This window comes from Bacillus sp. PK6-013, from assembly GCF_054161445.1.
This window is the reverse complement of record NZ_CP096417.1, coordinates 1,944,193-1,960,211: the sequence shown is the minus strand read 5'-3', so window position 1 is coordinate 1,960,211 and position 16,019 is coordinate 1,944,193. Positions and strand designations below refer to the sequence as shown.

Below are 16,019 nucleotides of genomic sequence, written 5' to 3'. Positions count from 1 at the left end.
CGTCTCCCGAATCGCCCGGCCTTATGTGGACCTCTCGAAAAAATAGGCCATCAGCACTTCATCTTCATATTTCCCGTCCGCAAAAACCTGCTCCTTTTGAACCCCTTCAATGATAAAGCCGCTTTTCTCATAGAGCGACAGCGCTGCTTTATTTGCAGAAAATACGGTCAGGCAGAGCTTATGCAGACGATGCAACCTGCACCAGTTGAGGGTGTAGGACATGATTTCCCTGCCGATTCCAAGCCCTTGCGCTTTGCTGTGAAGCCATGTTCTGAACAGCCCCGTGTGCCGCTTCATTTTGAGGTCGCCGCGAATGACCCGGGCAATTCCGTACACCGCACCATCGATTTCAACCGCCGCATACATGTTATCCTTTTCCATCATATCGCTGATGAATGCCCGCTCTTCCTCAAGTGTGCGCGGCCGTTCTTTTTGGATGTACACACCGGTTTGAATCACATCTTTTACTGCTTCAATGATGTCGGGGGCATCCGCCATTTTGACGGGACGGATGACAGCTTCACCGCCGTCTTTCGTGCTGATTCGTTCGACAAGCTCATTCACAGTTTCCATTCGTTACGCCTCCTCTTCATACCGGTAGTATGGCTTATCCGCAATGCAAAAAAACCTCACAATCTGTGAGGTTTTAAACGGCTGATTTTTCAGTTGGAACTGCTTCAGGCTGTTCAGCATGACGAGAAAACGGATGGATATGAAAGATCGCATTCAAGAGAATGGCTGTAAAGCTTCCCGCGACAATTCCGTTCTCTGTCAAAAGCTTGACGGCATCAGGAAGGTTTTGAAACATTTGCGGTACAACCGTCACGCCTAGGCCGAGTCCGATGGAACACGCTACGATCAATAAGTTCTCCTGCTTTCCGAAATCAACCCGGCTCAGCATTTTGATCCCGTAGGCGATCACCATGCCGAACATCGCGACCATAGCGCCGCCGAGCACAGGTTTAGGAATGATCGTCGTTAAAGCAGCGGCTTTCGGAAACAGCCCCAACAGAATAAGAAAAGCTCCAGCGAGCGCGATCACGCTGTTTTTCTTAACTCCTGTCAGCTGGACGAGACCGACGTTTTGCGAGTAGGCCGTATAAGGGAAGGCGTTGAAAACCCCGCCCAACAGCACGGCAATCCCTTCGGCACGGTATCCTTTTGCCAAATCTTTTTCTGTCAGCCGGCGGTCCGTCAAATCACCCAATGCAAAGTAGACGCCTGTAGACTCGACAAGGCTGACGATCAGGACGAGAGACATCGTCAAGATCGGTGTGATCTCAAAAACGGGAGTGCTGAAGTAAAACGGATGGATCATCTGCACCCAGCCTGCGTTTGCCACTTCTGTAAAATCAACTTTTCCTATCAGAGCGGCGCCGGCTGTTCCTGCAATTAAACCGATTAAAATGGAAATGGATTTGATAAATCCTGTTGTAAAACGATATAAAAGGACGATGACCAGTAAAACGGAAAAAGCTAAAGCAAGATTGGACAGCTCACCGAAATCGCTGCTGCCTTCACCGCCGGCCATGTTGTTCATCGCAACGGGAATCAAGGTAATACCGATCACCGTGACGACCGATCCTGTGACCACGGGAGGGAAAAACTTAACAAGCTTTCCGAAGAAAAAAGAAACGATAACGACAATCACACCGCCTGCTATGATGCTTCCATAGATCGCTGGAATACCGTATTTTGAAGCAATCGCAATCATCGGTGAAACGGCTGTGAACGTACACCCCAATACAACAGGCAAACCGATTCCGAAAAAGCGGTTTTTCCAAACTTGCAGCAGTGTCGCCACACCGCACATCAAAATGTCGGCAGACACAAGGTATGTGAGCTCAGCCGGCGTCAAGCCGAGAGCGCCGCCGACGATCAGCGGCACGACAACGGCTCCTGCATACATGGCCAGGACGTGCTGAATGCTTAATGAAACGGTTTTACCGGCCGTAAGTTTCATGACCCAACCTCCTGTAAAAAGGTAACTTTTCCATCGGCAAGAGATGCAATACGCGCAAGGGATTCGACTCTGATTCCAAGATTGTCAAGCTCCTCCCTGCCCGTCTGGAATGATTTTTCGATGACAATCCCGATTCCGCACACCTTTGCGCCGGCCTGTTCAATGATGGAAACGAGCCCTTTCGCCGCTTGTCCGTTTGCCAAAAAATCGTCGATGATCAGAACTTTGTCATCCTTTGAAAGATGGCTGGCTGATACGGCAATCGTACTTTCCGTTTTTTTTGTAAATGAATAGACAGAAGCCGTCAACAGATTTTCCGTTAAGGTAAGCGATTGACGCTTTCTTGCAAATACTACCGGCACGCCCAGTTTCAAGCCTGCCATCACGGCAGGTGCGATGCCTGAGGATTCGATCGTCACAATCTTCGTGACGCCTTCCTCCCGGAAAAGCGAGGCAAACTCTTCGCCCACAGCAAGCATTAATTCCGGATCGATTTGATGATTTAAAAATGAATCAACTTTCAGCACTTCGTCAGACAACACCGTGCTATGCTCTGCAATTTTTCGTTTTAGCTTTTCCATTAAACCCCTCCGTTCATCAATTGCCCTTCATAAAAAAAGCATTGTCCGCTCGGATTTTGAATGCGAGCGGGCAATGCTTAAAAAGACGAATTCCGTCTGTTTCACTAAAAGACGTTCGTTTTCTTAGCGCCCACTCATAGTCGGACATTTACGGTGTCCGGTAGAAACTTGCGTGCCATATCCACGCGATTATATGAGTGATATAATGTATCAAATTATATCAACTTTCGATCCGGTTGAAAAGGGATAAAACAAAAAAGACGAACTGCACACATTTTTTTCAGTTTAATGTTCGTATTTAACAGAAAATTCTGATCCAAAAATCCCTCCCGGGCTCACGGGAGGGATTTCTTTTTTACAAATAGAGTGTTGTATATTTTTCTTTCAGGTAGCGGATTAAATGACGGACGTTTAATTCTTCGCCTGTCGCAGACTTGATGATGTCCAACGGTTTTTTTCTTTTGCCGTGGATGTGAACGTGCTCTGTCAGCCACTTTCTGATCGGTTCAAATTCGCCGTTTTCAATCATGCGGTCAAACTCCGGAAAATCTTTCAGCATGCTTGATTTCAGTTGAGCCGCATACATATATCCGAGCGCATATGAAGGGAAATAACCGAAATCGCCGCCGGACCAATGGACATCCTGCAGAATTCCTTTAGCATCGTCAGGAGGCGTAATGCCCAGATATGCTTCATATTTGTCATTCCATAGTTTCGGAAGGTCTCCGACCGATACTTCACCGCTGAAAATCGCTTTTTCAATTTCGTAGCGAATCATAATATGCAGCGGATATGTCAGCTCATCAGCCTCAATCCGAATCAGCGACGGCTTTGATTCATTAACGGCCCTGTAGAACCCTTCGGCAGTAACGCCTGCAAACTGGTCAGGACTTGCTTCTTTTATTTTCTCAAAATACCGCTTCCAAAAACCTTGATGTCTGCCGATAAAGTTCTCATAGAAAAGGGATTGGGATTCATGTATCCCCATTGATGCGCCGTCTGCTAAATTGGTTCCGCCCAGCGCTTCATCAATGTTCTGTTCATAAATGGCATGGCCGCATTCATGAATCGTTCCGAAAACGGCCGAGCGAAAATCGTTTTCATTATATGCTGTGGTCACCCGGGCATCCCCTTGACTGATCGTCACCTGGAAAGGATGAACCGTCTCATCCAGGCGCCCCGCCTCAAAATCATAGCCCAGTTCTTTTAAGAAAAAGTGGCATACATCGCGCTGCCGCTCTTTTGGAAAACGTTCGTGCACAAAGCCCGTATCAGGCTTTTGATCACTGGCGGCAATCTTTTGTACAAGCGGAACGATCGCCTCCCGCAATTCAGAAAAAAGGCCGTCGAGCTTTTCGACTGTAACGCCTGGTTCGTATTGGTCCAGAAGGGTGTTATAGGGGTGGCCTTCATATCCCCAGTACGAGATAAACCGTTTTTTATAGTCGATGATTTTTTCTAAATACGGAGCAAAGAGAGAAAAATCGGACGCCTTTTTCGCTTTTTCCCAGACGGATTCCGCTTTGGATGTCAGCGTCGTATATTCTTTGAACTCCTCTTCCGGAATCTTGCTGTTTAAATCGTATTCTTTTTTCGCTTCCTCAACCGCTTTCTGTGTATCGGCAGGCAGATCCTGTTTTTGCTCGGCAAGGGCATCCAAAAGCTCCTTCATCCGCGGGGACGTTCTCATTTGAAAGACGTCTGCCGACAATTGTCCGATCGCTTCGGCGCGGCTTTCTTCGCCTTTTCTCGGCGCGCCCGTCCTCATATCCCAATACATCACGTTAATCGCCTGCTCATACCGGCTGATTTTCTTTAATGTTTCTAAAAACTCTTTTTCATATGTATTGATCGACATCATTCATCCTCCTCTTCCCTTATATGATGCGAATTGTAATCAGACTAATGGAAATATTTACGAAAGTCAACTTTTATGCAACCAAAAAAAAGAAAAGCGGGATGTCCGCTTTTCTTTATACATAAACCGGCTGAACAGGAAGCACAGATTCGACTTCTTTTATCACATTCCATTCTTGTTCATCGCCCGCAAAAATGCTGATCGTGCCGCGGTCGCTGTTTGATCTGATCAGACGGCCGATGCCTTGGCGCAGCCTTAGCAGCATGTAAGGAAGGTCTACTTCGCGAAAGGCGTTTTCCAAACCGCTCCGCTTCGCTTCAAACACAGGATCATGCGGCGGAAAAGGAAGCGACCAGATGATGACATGTTGCAGCGGATCTCCGGGAATATCGAGCCCTTCCCATAGATGCACAGAGCACAAAACGGATTCTTCAACCGTTTGAAACTTTTCAACAATTGTACTGATTTCTTCATCCCCCTCAAAGTAAACAGGAAACGAAAATGATTCCTGTGCAGTCCGGCGCTTGAAGGACAGAAGCTCCTCAAAAGACGGAAACAGAATCAGCGTTTTCCCGCCGGATTCTTTGATTGCACGGATTGCCGCTTTTTCTTTTGCTTCTTTTTCCTCAATTCGATGGATGTACACTTTCATCTGCTCTTCATAGTCGTACGGGGAATCAACGGTAAATGATAAGTAGTCGCGGATCCCAAGGCTTGTCGCTAAATAATCGAACGATCCGTTTTCCGATAATGTCGCCGATGAGAAAATAAATGGAATCTGCTTGGAGAACACTTTTTCTCCGAGAACTTCGGAAACGGTTCTCGGCATGACGACGAATGTTGACTCAAGCTCTTTTTGCTCAAGCCAGCTGATCGCATTTTTCCTGTAGAGCGAAAGGGAGTAAGCCATCTGTTCGAGATACTCTTCAACAACGGTTAAAGCGTATTGGTCGATCGTGTACAGCTCGCCTTCAAAAACGAGCGCCTCCCCGATCTTTTCAAGCAAATCATACAGCTCGGCGGCCGCTTTTTTCAGATTGGCATGATCTTTGATGCGCATGCGCTCAGAGCCTTCTGCTTTTTCGGCGTTTTCTGAAAGCAAACCGAAAAATTCGTCGTTGGCGCGAAGCGCTTCTTCGACAAGCTCTGCAAATTCTTCTCTGATGTCATTGCCGAGCAGGCGCTCGAGAAACATTTCGAGCGTCGATTGCTTCACCCTGTACGTCAGCGCCTTTTGCGCCGCAAACTCGAGCAGATGCCCTTCATCGAAAACCACAGCGCTGTGTTCCGGCAAAAGCGGAAGCTGGCCTTCCCGTTTTCTCGCCTCTTCTGTCCAAACGTGCTCCATATAGAAATCATGGGAACAGATGATGAAATCGGTTGATTTTCGATAATGGTCTCTTGACAGTGTAAGTCCGCATCGGTGCCTCATGTCGCACGTGAGACAGTCTTGAAAAGAATCGTAACCGATTTCAGACCATTCATCATTTGATAAAGACGAATACTCTTTGCGGTCGCCGTACGGATAAAAAGACTGCATGCCCTGCGATTCATGAACGAAAGACGGCAGACTTTCGTAGAGGTCAAGCCATTTCTCATCATCAGATCGCTGCATCGTTTTCTCCAGTTTTTTCAAACATAAATATTGATCATGCGATTTGCTGAGCCTTGCGTCAATCGTCAAGCCCAAATGCTCGGAAATTTTGTAAATATCGCCTTCTTTTTTGACGAGCTGTTCGATCAGCGTCTCATCCGCACAAGCGATGACCGCCGGCTTGCCCGTATACCTGGCATAGCTCAAGGCAAACAGAAGATAGACGAGCGTTTTTCCGGTTCCGACTCCGGCTTCTGCAAACATGACCTTCTTTTCCTTAAATGCCCGTTCTAATTGAAAAGCCATGAATATTTGCTCATCGCGCAAATCAAAGCCTTTTTCAGGAAGAATATCGTAAAATACATCACCGATCCAATTGTTCAGTTCTTCATAAAAGTTTTTTGTTTTTGTTAATGAAAAAGGCAGACGAGATGCTGTCACCCTGCTCCAACCCCCAACTATCGAGTTTTCAGAACTTCTATCCTATCACTATGATTCGGGAAATTCAACAAGAAAGATTTGAGAAAAGGAGCAGGAAGCCTCTCTTAACTATTTCCGGTAAATCGAATGCGTCAAAAACGGATGATCCGTCGATTCCATATGGCTGATCGCGTTTTTCAATTCTTCCTTCGCATATGTAAGGCGCTCTTCGCCAATGTCCTCGAGCTGGTTTTCTGACGTCTCCAGCGCTTTTTGAATCATATGAATGTGATCGCTGTTCAACATGAAATCACCCCTTTTCAAAATCAATAATCCCGAGTATATGCAGGATGAATCGTTTTTATACAGGCTGATTTTATGTTTTTTCTTTGCTCTTGATAAATACGCAAAAATAAAGGGAATCCATAGTATATATGGTTTCCTTCAATCTTGTTATGTAACTCACCCAATTCCGGAACAATTAAAAACTTTAAGAACCGTCTTATATAAGACGGTTCTCCAAAGATTCGATTGCCAGTTTTAGTGCAGTCAAGCGACGCTCATTTAATGTTTTTTGAGGACTGCCTTCTTTTGCTTTGGCTATTTGTTTTTCAATAGATGGAATGATACCTTGTAAAACTTCTTTAGAAGTCAATATGATTTCTTCGTTATAGCCAAAATCTTCTCCATTCCAAATACCTTTTAGGCTTTCTAAACCAATTTTTACTGCGTTTAGTCTCTTTTTGACAAGAGTTGTGTTTGAACCTTTTTCTTTCGTGCTTTTATAAGCATTTGTTAGTTTATTAAAAGTTGACTCCAACGATTGAATGGACAAATCTTGGATTTCTTGGCTGACAGAATTCATATACAAACCTCATTTTTCTTTTTTAATGATTCAACATTTTTTAACAATCTGCTTAATGGTTGAATTAGGACTGCACATTCATTTTTGCGAGTCGTAAACTGTCATTTCGACTATCGACAAATAAAAATCAAGATATTTCGCAGCGACACCTTGATTAATCGACCACCCACAGTGGAAGAAGGTTCAACATAGCGTTTAACCCATCTTGTTCTTTTTGGGTATGTGGTAATCTGCCGATATCCTTTAACAAGTTGCTAAACGCTTTGCTCAGCTTGATAACTTACCATCGAATATTTGTTCTGATTTTGATTGTATCAAAATTTTGGGGAAGTTATCAAATATCAACATTTACGTTTAACCGTTTTCACAGCGGTCAAACACCCTTTTTCCAGTCAAACAACAGCTTAACATCAGATAGTAAGGACTATATTAGACAATGTGCGCTTTATCCACAATAAAAACCCAGTCTATTCTGTTTTTCTATCATATCCTGTAGGGACTTAAAAATTTATAGACTAAAGGTGGAGAGTTTATGTACTATTATGAACCGGCAAAGAAAGATTATTGGGATTATGATTATGATCCTTACAAGAAAGATCACGATTATTGCAAAAAGGACTACTACTACCATGAGCCTTGCAAAAAAGACTTCTATTACCATGAACCTTGCAAGAAGGATTACGACTATTGCAAAAAGGATTATTACTACCATGAGGATTACAAAAAAGACTACGATTACCACAAGCCTTGCAAGAAGGATTACGATTATTGCAAAAAGGATTATTACTACCATGAGGATTACAAAAAAGACTACGATTACCATAAGCCTTGCAAGAAGGATTACGATTATTGCAAAAAGGATTATTACTACCATGAGCCTTGTAAAAAAGACTACGATTACCACAAACCTTGCAAGAAAGACTGCTACTATGAGCCGCGCAAAAAATGCTATGATTCGTCTTATAAAAAGAAAAATGATTCATGGATTTACTAGTGAATCGATGTTTTGCCATGCGCTTTTAAGGGGATAATCCCGCGGGCGCGCAAATTTAAAAACGCCGTTCGGCGGCTTTCCAGCTATGGAAAGAAAAAAGGCTGCCGTTTCATGGCAGCCTTTTAGCTTCACTTCTCTTTATTCGGTTTTGGCGGCCTTTTCCCCCAATACTGGTAATAGTCCGTCTTAATAAAACCGTTAAAGAGTTTCCGTTTTTTTGTCGCTTTTTTCCCGTAGCACTCTTCAAAACGCTCGTTTGATGTCAGCATGTAAACAGACCACGTATCAAGTCCGGCAAATGCTTCGCCCATATCTTTATACATGGCTTCGACTGCTTTCTTTTCACCGAGGCGTTCCCCGTACGGCGGATTTCCGACAATCACGCCGTATTCCTCTTTCGTCCGAAAATCCTTTACCTGCATTTGCTTAAATTCGATGAAATCGGCTAGTCCCGCTTCCTCGGCATTCGCTTTGGCGATCTCGATCATACGATGATCCAGGTCATACCCCGAAATTGACAGCGGCTGATCATAATTCGCTTTGTCTTCGACTTCAAGCCTTGCTTGATCCCACACTTCTTTGCCGATCCATTCCCATCTTTCGGATGCAAAATCCCTGTTGAAACCCGGCGCAATATTTTGGCCGATCAAAGCCGCTTCGATCGGTATCGTGCCCGAACCGCAAAACGGATCGACGAAAGGTCTGTCAGGCGTCCAATTTGTCAATTGAATCAATGCTGCAGCGAGGGTTTCTTTCAGCGGCGCTTCCCCTTGACCGGTTCGGTATCCCCGTTTATGAAGCCCGGCTCCGGATGAATCAAGCGTAATGACCGCTTTGTCTTTTAAAAGGGAGACTTCGATTTTATATTCCGGGCCTGTTTCCTCAAGCCACCCGCCTTGTGTCTGATACGCTGATTTCAGCTTCTCGGCGATCGCCTTTTTGACGATGCGCTGGCAGTCCGGCACGCTTGCAAGCACTGATTTAACAGACTTTCCCGTCACGGGGAATGAGGCGTGTTCAGGAAGATAGGCGCTCCAGTCGATCGCTTTTGTCTTCTCGAATAACTCGTCAAAGGTCTTGGCCGTAAATTCGGCAACCTGCACTTTCACCCTGTCAGCAGTTCTCAGCCACAGATTGGCTCTGCAGATGGCGAGGGCATCACCTTCAAACACGACTTTGCCGTTGTCAACCGTACAATCATATCCTAGATCTCGCACCTCTTTGGCAACGATCGCTTCAATTCCCATCGGCGCTGTTGCAATTAATGTATAGGTTTTCATCATATCACCTGTTTTTATGTATGTTTTTTACATGATAAAAGCTCTCCTACCTGCGGAGAGCTTATACATTGTCATCATCATAATAGTGTGTAACGTTCTGTAAGCCATGTTTTGTTCCGTCGTACTGCTGTCGGCTGCTAAGCCTCGTACTCGGGTGGTAATCATCTATCTACAGAGTCAACTCTGTCCTTCTTTCCGTTCATTTCCGTCCAGAAGGTTCCCCTACCAAAATTTGGGTTTCTCGCTCGAGGGGTTTACCGCGTTCCACTCTCACCATTTCTAGTGAGACTTCGTCACTGTGGCACTTTCAAGGATACTCAGCCATATCCATAAAGGACGTAGGCTTTTTTCCTGCCGTCAGCCTTCTGCAAGGCTGCCCTAGCTTATGACTTCGCTAGGCACGAACACTACGGGCATCTCAGCACCGTGCGAGCATGGACTTTCCTCTACAGATGTAAAATCTGCAGCGATTACCCGAACGTTAAGACATCAACTATTATAGCTTAGTTTGTTCTAAAGGGCAAGCGGTTTTCATCAATCGTATAATTTGCTTCCAAACACATGTTTTTCCAAATTGGAAAGCCGTTTTAGAATATCAAAATTGGTCGTATTTGATTGAGCCGGCTGTCTCTTGTTCGCTTCTTCAAGCTGTTTTTTCAACTGCAGGTTTTCCTGCTGCAATTCTTCGATTTCCTGATGGAAGGCTTCATAGTCTTTAATGACCATGTCCAAGAATTTGTCAACATCTTCCTGCTTGTAGCCTCTGACTCCTGTTTTGAATTCTTTTTCCAAAATTTCTTTAGCAGAAAGCTTCACTTTATCAGCAAGCATCTTTTTCACCTCATATCGTGAATCATCATCTTATATTTTTTCAGAAAACGTGTGCAATGTCAAATTTTCTCTTGCACTTTTTACTCTTCGTAAAAGCTGCTTTCTTCAACGGTGACTCTCAGGTCATCCATCGTAATCGTGTAAATCGGAAAATCGCGTTTTTCTTGAGCTTTTTTTGCTTCATTCAGCATATACACAGGCGAGCCTTCTCTTTCTTCGTCGTACAGAATCAATAAGCCATCCGCCTTTTCGATGAAAAACCGGTTTTTTTGTTTAAATTGGACCGGGCTTTCGTACGGCCTGTGTGTCAAGCTTTCAGTGAAATCGCTGGCTGCGAGCACAGCTTCATACTGCTCTTGATTTTTCTCGTTCCACTTCTTTTCCTGTTCCAAAAACGGAGTGATAACCGCCACTTTCAAGTCGGGATATTCTTCCTGCAGCGAAAACGCAACTTCCGCCGCCCATAGTTCCGTGCCGAGCTGGCCTGAGATAAGGATCCATTCCAGTCCTTCCTCAAGCAGGGCGGTCAATCGGTTTTCAAGCGCTTTTTTTATGTAGAACAGAGCCTTGTCATTCTGTTTGAAAATCCCCAGTTCAAACGGCTTGTACCCTGTAACGGCCAATACTTTCATTATGATCACCTGCTAAAAAATGGGGCCGTATTCCGCCCCATTTTTTTAAAAGATATTCTGTTGCTCACGTTCAATCCGGCGCTCGTTCATCCTGACAAAACTTCCGAAAATCCTTTTTAGTAAGGACCCATACCCATTCCAGGTCCTGGCATCGCTCCAGGCCCGGGCATCATTCCTGCGCCAGGGCTCACGAAGTGCTGATGTGATGCCTGGTTGACAGCTGATTGAGTTTGCGGGAAGTAATGAACATGCTGAAAATGCTGATGGTTGACATTCGTTGTGTGCTGCGGGTGAATGTGCGGTACGACGGTTTTGCTTTGCGTATGGTTGTAGCAGCATTGAGTAGGATGAACAATCGGCGCCATTACATGCGGTTTACAGTGCATGAAAATTCCCCTTTCTTTAAGCTTCTATATACACTATTAAACTATGAAGCAAGGGGTAAACATGTACTAATATAAAAACCTATTTTAAAAGTAAGCCATAAAGCTTTCCTTGAAATTCGTCATGATTAATACGATAAACAGTACGACGACAAAAAACAGATAAAACAGCCCCTTATACATATCGACGCTCCCTTCAAACCATTCTAACGCTATTTTACAAGAAGCGATCGGTTTCTACAATTCATAACATGCTTGAAATGTTTGGCTTTCGAAGATCGTCGTTTTCTGCGCTTGCCCGGGGAATATTTCGTCCGAATTTCCTTTCCAGCCGCTCGCGCCGTTTCAAAAGGCCGGCTACTTCTTTTTCGGTCAGCTCAAACTTTTGTGAACCGTGCTGCAGCATCAGGTTATCCGTTACCTCGAGGGCGGCCCGAATGTCCCGCTTTCGATGTTCAAAGTATTTGGCGAGTTCGATGCCTGCGCGCCAGGCGGTTTTTCCGTCTGTTCCATTTTGGAGCTTCAGCCAAAGGGATGCGGCTTCTTTTAGCATGCCTTGCTTTTTATACTGCATGGATAAATCGAATGATGCGCGTTCAGACTGCTCGAAAGGCTTTTTTTCAAGCTCCTGCAATTGCGCTGTCGCAAGCTCTGTCTCCCGGTTGGCGAGAAGCCATTTGGCCATCGCGTACTTTTCGTTTGCTTCCGCTGTCTGCTCCGGAGTGAGGATTTTCTTCGATAAATGGATGTAAAGAGAAATTAAAGAAAGCACATCAAGCTCATTGTGGCGCAAAACGCCTTCAATGATTTCCGGACGCTCCTCCTTTAAAAAATGAAAATACATCATCGGCGCCAGGTAGCCCGGCGTATCTTCAGTTCTTACAACATCCAGCTCTTCCTTTTCCACCGTCCCCAAAGAGACGCGGTCAAACTTATGCTTCCAAAGGCGGCGGGATCCGTGGAGCAGGTCAAAATGGCCGAAATCCGGCAGCTTCGGAACCCTGTCGCGGATCAGCGTATGCCTCGTTTTCACCTGAGGCCAGTCGAACGCTTTTCCGTTATAGGTGACAAGAGACTGAATATCGACTTCACTCAGGAAGCTGTGATAGAGGGCGGCTTCGTGCCCCGGCTTTGGCAGCAGATGCTGTTTGACGACTACGCGGTCGTCATACACCCGTGCATGGCCGAGCAAAAAGATCGCATTGCCGGCTCCTCCCCCGAGACCGGTCGTTTCCGTATCAAAGAAGAAAAGCTGGCTCGGTGTATACCCTTTGCTTGAAAGCGAATGGGAAACGGCGCTGTTGTTCCAGCGCCTAACCGTCTCATGTAGCTCAGAAAATGCGTAATGGCCATGAACATGTGTCAACGGATAAACGACTTCCCTGATCAGGCAATAGCAGTCCTCAAACACATACGGTTTAACACCGAATTCGGCCCATTCTTTCTCAAAGCCGACGGACACGGAAGTCCGCTTTTCTGCCGGAGAATCCGTTTTTTCTTCTTTCGCTTGATTTCCCAGGTGATGCTTATAGCGGTTAAGTTTTCGTTTTAAAGACATTCCGCTCAACCTTTCCAGCCTTTTAAAAGGCGCAGCGCATTGTTTTTTGTCTGATCGCCGCTGCCGCCCGCTCCTATGCAGGAAGGGCATCCTGACTCACACGGACATCTTGAAATCAGCCGATGCGCTTCACTGATGATCTCAGGCATTTGTTCATACACTTTCTGAGACAGCCCCACTCCGCCGGGATAGCGATCATACAAAAAGATCGTCGGCTTTTCGTTATGAACGGCTTTAATTTGCGGAAAAACGTGCAGATCAGACGGATCGCACATCACTTTTAAGGCGGCGACATGTCCCAGGACGTTTGCAGTCCCAAGCAAAGCTTCTTCCAATTTGATGTCGTTCCAATTTTGCCGCTCCTCATCGTTCACCTGCACCCAAGCCGCATTGGTATGCAGTTCCTCTTCAGGCAGATGAATCGGGCCTGAGCCGATATTTTCATGCGTCTCAAATTTTATTTTCTTAAAAATCGTCGCTTTCGCCTGAACGGTCACATCCCCAAAACCGAACGCTGCGGTTTCTGTCTTTTTCTCCTTGTCAACTTCGAGAACTCTCAATAGGACGGCAAGATTGGCATCCGTATAGTAATCAACTTGAACCTCGCGGACAAACGCCTTTTTCTCCTCCCAGTCAAGCTTTTCCACCTGGTATTGGATGCCTTGATGCAAATAAATGGCTTCATCATGCAGAAGCGTCATGGCGCTGAACCTGTCCATTTCCCCGATCACTTTCGCCTTCTCGCGCTTTGACTGATCAATAATGACAACATTTTCCTGAGAAGCCGACCTCAAGCTGATGCCGTGCGCCGGAAAAGCGTCATTCATCCAGTGATACGTGTTCCCGGTTAAGTGGAGGACTCTTTCTTCTGCCAAGTAGTCAAGAATATCCTCGATTTCGGCACCGCCGAATGTGTCCGTTCTTTTGAAAGGCAGTTCAAAGGCTGCGCATTTAATATGATCGACAAGAATGACCAGGTTATCCGGATTAATGACGGCAGTCTCGGGATTTTGTTTAAAGAAATAGTCCGGATTCTGTACAATGTACTGATCGAGCGGGGCGGAACTTGCCACCATGACAATCAGCGCTTCGTTGTGCCTTCTTCCAGCACGGCCGGCCTGCTGCCAGGCGCTCGAGATCGTTCCCGGATATCCGGTCATGATGCATGTCTGCAGCTGTCCGATATCAACGCCCAGCTCAAGCGCATTCGTGCTGACAACGCCTTTAATGTCCCCGCTGCGAAGGCCTTTTTCAATGACGCGCCGCTCGTTCGGCAGATAGCCGCCCCTGTACCCCTGAATCGAATGAGGGCCGACAATCGGTTTCATCACTTCCTGCAAGTATGTCAATATAATTTCAACCCGGACTCTGCTTCTTGCAAACACAATCGTTTGAATGCCGTTTTTCAGAAATTCGGATGCGAGCTTTCTCACTTCAAGGGTCGCGCTTTTCCTGATGTTAAGCGAACGGTTGACCATCGGCGGGTTGTAAAATAAAAAGTGCTTTCTACCCGACGGGGCGCCGTTGTTTGAAATCAGATGCATCGGCTGCCCTGTGAGCGTCTCAGCGAGCTCCAATGGATTGGCGATCGTCGCGGATGTACAGATAAACTGCGGCTTGCTTCCGTAAAATTCAGCGATCCGCATCAGCCGTCTGATGACATTGGCTACATGGCTGCCAAAGACTCCCCTGTATACGTGAAGCTCATCGATGACGATATATTTCAGATTTTCAAACAATGACACCCATTTTGTATGGTGGGGCAAGATCGCCGAATGCAGCATATCCGGGTTTGTAATGACGATATGTCCTGCTTTTCTGACTTTCTGCCTGATCGAAGGCGACGTATCTCCGTCATATGTATAACAGTTGATCGACGCACCGATTTCATCGATTAATTCGTTCAGTTCGCTTTTTTGGTCCTGTGACAATGCCTTTGTCGGAAAAAGATATAAGCTGCGCGCATCCTGGTCTTCTGTGATCCGCTGAATGACGGGCAGATTGTAGCAAAGCGTCTTCCCGGATGCCGTCGGCGTCACAAGCGTCACGTTTTTGCCGGCGGCGCTGTGCAGAAACGCGTCAGCCTGATGGGAATACAGCTTTTCTATCCCTCTCTGCTGTAAAGCATGCACGATTCTTTTATCTAAACCTTCAGGAAAATCGCGGTAATCCGCTTCTTTTTCCTCAATTGTATGCCAATGAACAATTTGCCTGCTGAAAGCTTGGTCTTCTTTCAGAAGCTGAATCATATCTGTCAAATTTCGTTTTTGAAACAACGCTGTCACCTCTCCCTTCTATTTTAGCGAATGTCCGTTCGTTCTGAAAGAGGTGATTTCCTGAGAAAATGAAAAAGCAGAGAATCGCTCCCTGCTTTTTTGCTGTTACTTAACTTTAAGCTCCATGAGCTTTGTCTCGCTTTTTTTCGCCTTTGCCTCTTCATGTTTTGTGACGCGCTCCAACACATCACCGTTCATAATGACGATCGGCGTAATGGTGCTGCTCGCTTTTTCCTTGATCAGTTCCAAATCGCACGTTATCAAAGGATCGCCGACTTTTACTTTGTCTCCTTCTTTGACATGGGCTGTGAAACCTTCGCCTTCCATCGCTACGGTTTCCAGACCGATATGAATCAAGAGTTCCACGCCGGACAGTGAACGGATGCCGATGGCATGTTTTGTGTGGAACAGCTGGATCACTTCCCCGTCGACAGGTGATACGATCTCGCCTGCGGAAGGCTCGACAGCCATTCCGTCACCCATCATCTTTTGGGAGAAAACGGGGTCAGGGACTTTTGAAAGTTCCAAAACTTGTCCGTCTACCGGTGAAAAAACGGTTTCTTCTTTCATTTCATTTTGTTTCTGACCAATACCGAATAATTTTTTCAGCAATACAGTTGGGCTCCTTTCAAAACGCCTCTTTATGATGGCTATTAAAAGAGGAACAGGTTAAATAAATCTTTGGATTCCCCACTATTTAACCACACTTTCAAATTCCCATCAATGAATAACCATACCAAGAGCCCCTGCATAAGCTGAAAATAAAAAACCGGGGTGATGAAGA

General features: G+C 45.7%; 15 protein-coding genes, 1 other RNA gene, 1 pseudogene and 1 riboswitch. Of the genes and pseudogenes, 1 reads left to right on the top strand and 16 read right to left on the bottom strand.

Translation table 11 applies throughout. The annotated features are described in order from the left end of the window. Positions 1 to 21: 21 nt before the first annotated feature. The 8 genes and pseudogenes from M1E03_RS09940 to M1E03_RS09905 form a co-directional block, all read right to left on the bottom strand. Positions 22 to 573, bottom strand: a complete 552-nt coding sequence (locus tag M1E03_RS09940) for a GNAT family N-acetyltransferase (protein WP_020451901.1) — start codon at positions 571 to 573, stop codon at positions 22 to 24. 73 nt (positions 574 to 646) lie between these two features. After that, entirely contained in the window at positions 647 to 1,963 is a 1,317-nt protein-coding gene (locus tag M1E03_RS09935) for a nucleobase:cation symporter-2 family protein (protein WP_458110762.1), read from the bottom strand. Further along, positions 1,960 to 2,544 (bottom strand): xanthine phosphoribosyltransferase, encoded by a 585-nt coding sequence (gene xpt, locus M1E03_RS09930; RefSeq protein WP_229129008.1) that lies wholly within the window; start codon positions 2,542 to 2,544, stop codon positions 1,960 to 1,962. Before xpt ends, M1E03_RS09935 begins: the two co-directional genes overlap by 4 nt. A 117-nt stretch (positions 2,545 to 2,661) precedes the next feature. After that, positions 2,662 to 2,761: riboswitch (purine riboswitch) on the bottom strand. Between the two features lie 138 nt (positions 2,762 to 2,899). Then, a complete protein-coding gene (locus M1E03_RS09925) occupies positions 2,900 to 4,402 on the bottom strand; it encodes a carboxypeptidase M32 (RefSeq protein ID WP_039072799.1) in 1,503 nt (500 codons plus the stop codon). A 115-nt stretch (positions 4,403 to 4,517) separates the two neighbouring features. Beyond that, positions 4,518 to 6,437: an ATP-dependent DNA helicase gene (locus tag M1E03_RS09920; protein ID WP_075213141.1), complete on the bottom strand. Its 1,920-nt coding sequence runs from the start codon at positions 6,435 to 6,437 to the stop codon at positions 4,518 to 4,520. Positions 6,438 to 6,545: 108 nt separating this feature from the next. Then, positions 6,546 to 6,722, bottom strand: a complete 177-nt coding sequence (locus tag M1E03_RS09915) for a hypothetical protein (RefSeq protein WP_020451906.1) — start codon at positions 6,720 to 6,722, stop codon at positions 6,546 to 6,548. A 196-nt stretch (positions 6,723 to 6,918) separates the two neighbouring features. Then, positions 6,919 to 7,281 (bottom strand): hypothetical protein, encoded by a 363-nt coding sequence (locus M1E03_RS09910; RefSeq protein ID WP_020451907.1) that lies wholly within the window; start codon positions 7,279 to 7,281, stop codon positions 6,919 to 6,921. 152 nt (positions 7,282 to 7,433) lie between these two features. Next, a pseudogene (locus M1E03_RS09905) lies at positions 7,434 to 7,552 on the bottom strand (IS1595 family transposase); the annotation flags it as partial. A 261-nt stretch (positions 7,553 to 7,813) separates the two neighbouring features. On the opposite strand from M1E03_RS09905, the gene M1E03_RS09900 reads away from it, so the two are divergent. Continuing rightward, the gene (locus tag M1E03_RS09900) at positions 7,814 to 8,275 is read left to right on the top strand and encodes a hypothetical protein (protein WP_020451908.1); all 462 of its coding nucleotides are present in this window, start codon (positions 7,814 to 7,816) and stop codon (positions 8,273 to 8,275) included. A 128-nt stretch (positions 8,276 to 8,403) separates the two neighbouring features. On the opposite strand, the gene M1E03_RS09895 is transcribed toward M1E03_RS09900, so the two are convergent. From M1E03_RS09895 to M1E03_RS09860, 8 genes are all read right to left on the bottom strand, one after another. Further along, positions 8,404 to 9,555, bottom strand: coding sequence for a THUMP domain-containing class I SAM-dependent RNA methyltransferase (locus M1E03_RS09895; protein WP_026579403.1), 1,152 nt, complete (start codon positions 9,553 to 9,555; stop codon positions 8,404 to 8,406). Positions 9,556 to 9,650: 95 nt separating this feature from the next. Continuing rightward, positions 9,651 to 10,037, bottom strand: an RNA gene (gene rnpB, locus M1E03_RS09890) — RNase P RNA component class B. Between the two features lie 52 nt (positions 10,038 to 10,089). Beyond that, positions 10,090 to 10,386 (bottom strand): cell division regulator GpsB, encoded by a 297-nt coding sequence (gene gpsB / locus M1E03_RS09885; protein ID WP_003182873.1) that lies wholly within the window; start codon positions 10,384 to 10,386, stop codon positions 10,090 to 10,092. Positions 10,387 to 10,466: 80 nt separating this feature from the next. After that, positions 10,467 to 11,018: a DUF1273 domain-containing protein gene (locus M1E03_RS09880; RefSeq protein ID WP_224067139.1), complete on the bottom strand. Its 552-nt coding sequence runs from the start codon at positions 11,016 to 11,018 to the stop codon at positions 10,467 to 10,469. Between the two features lie 116 nt (positions 11,019 to 11,134). Continuing rightward, positions 11,135 to 11,404, bottom strand: a complete 270-nt coding sequence (locus tag M1E03_RS09875; protein WP_020451911.1) for a CotD family spore coat protein — start codon at positions 11,402 to 11,404, stop codon at positions 11,135 to 11,137. 241 nt (positions 11,405 to 11,645) lie between these two features. Beyond that, complete coding sequence (locus tag M1E03_RS09870) at positions 11,646 to 12,959, bottom strand: ribonuclease H-like domain-containing protein (protein WP_396278697.1); 1,314 nt, start codon at positions 12,957 to 12,959, stop codon at positions 11,646 to 11,648. 5 nt (positions 12,960 to 12,964) lie between these two features. Beyond that, positions 12,965 to 15,208: a DEAD/DEAH box helicase gene (locus M1E03_RS09865; RefSeq protein ID WP_224067371.1), complete on the bottom strand. Its 2,244-nt coding sequence runs from the start codon at positions 15,206 to 15,208 to the stop codon at positions 12,965 to 12,967. Positions 15,209 to 15,340: 132 nt separating this feature from the next. Next, the gene (locus tag M1E03_RS09860) at positions 15,341 to 15,847 is read right to left on the bottom strand and encodes a PTS sugar transporter subunit IIA (RefSeq protein WP_020451914.1); all 507 of its coding nucleotides are present in this window, start codon (positions 15,845 to 15,847) and stop codon (positions 15,341 to 15,343) included. Positions 15,848 to 16,019: the final 172 nt, after the last annotated feature.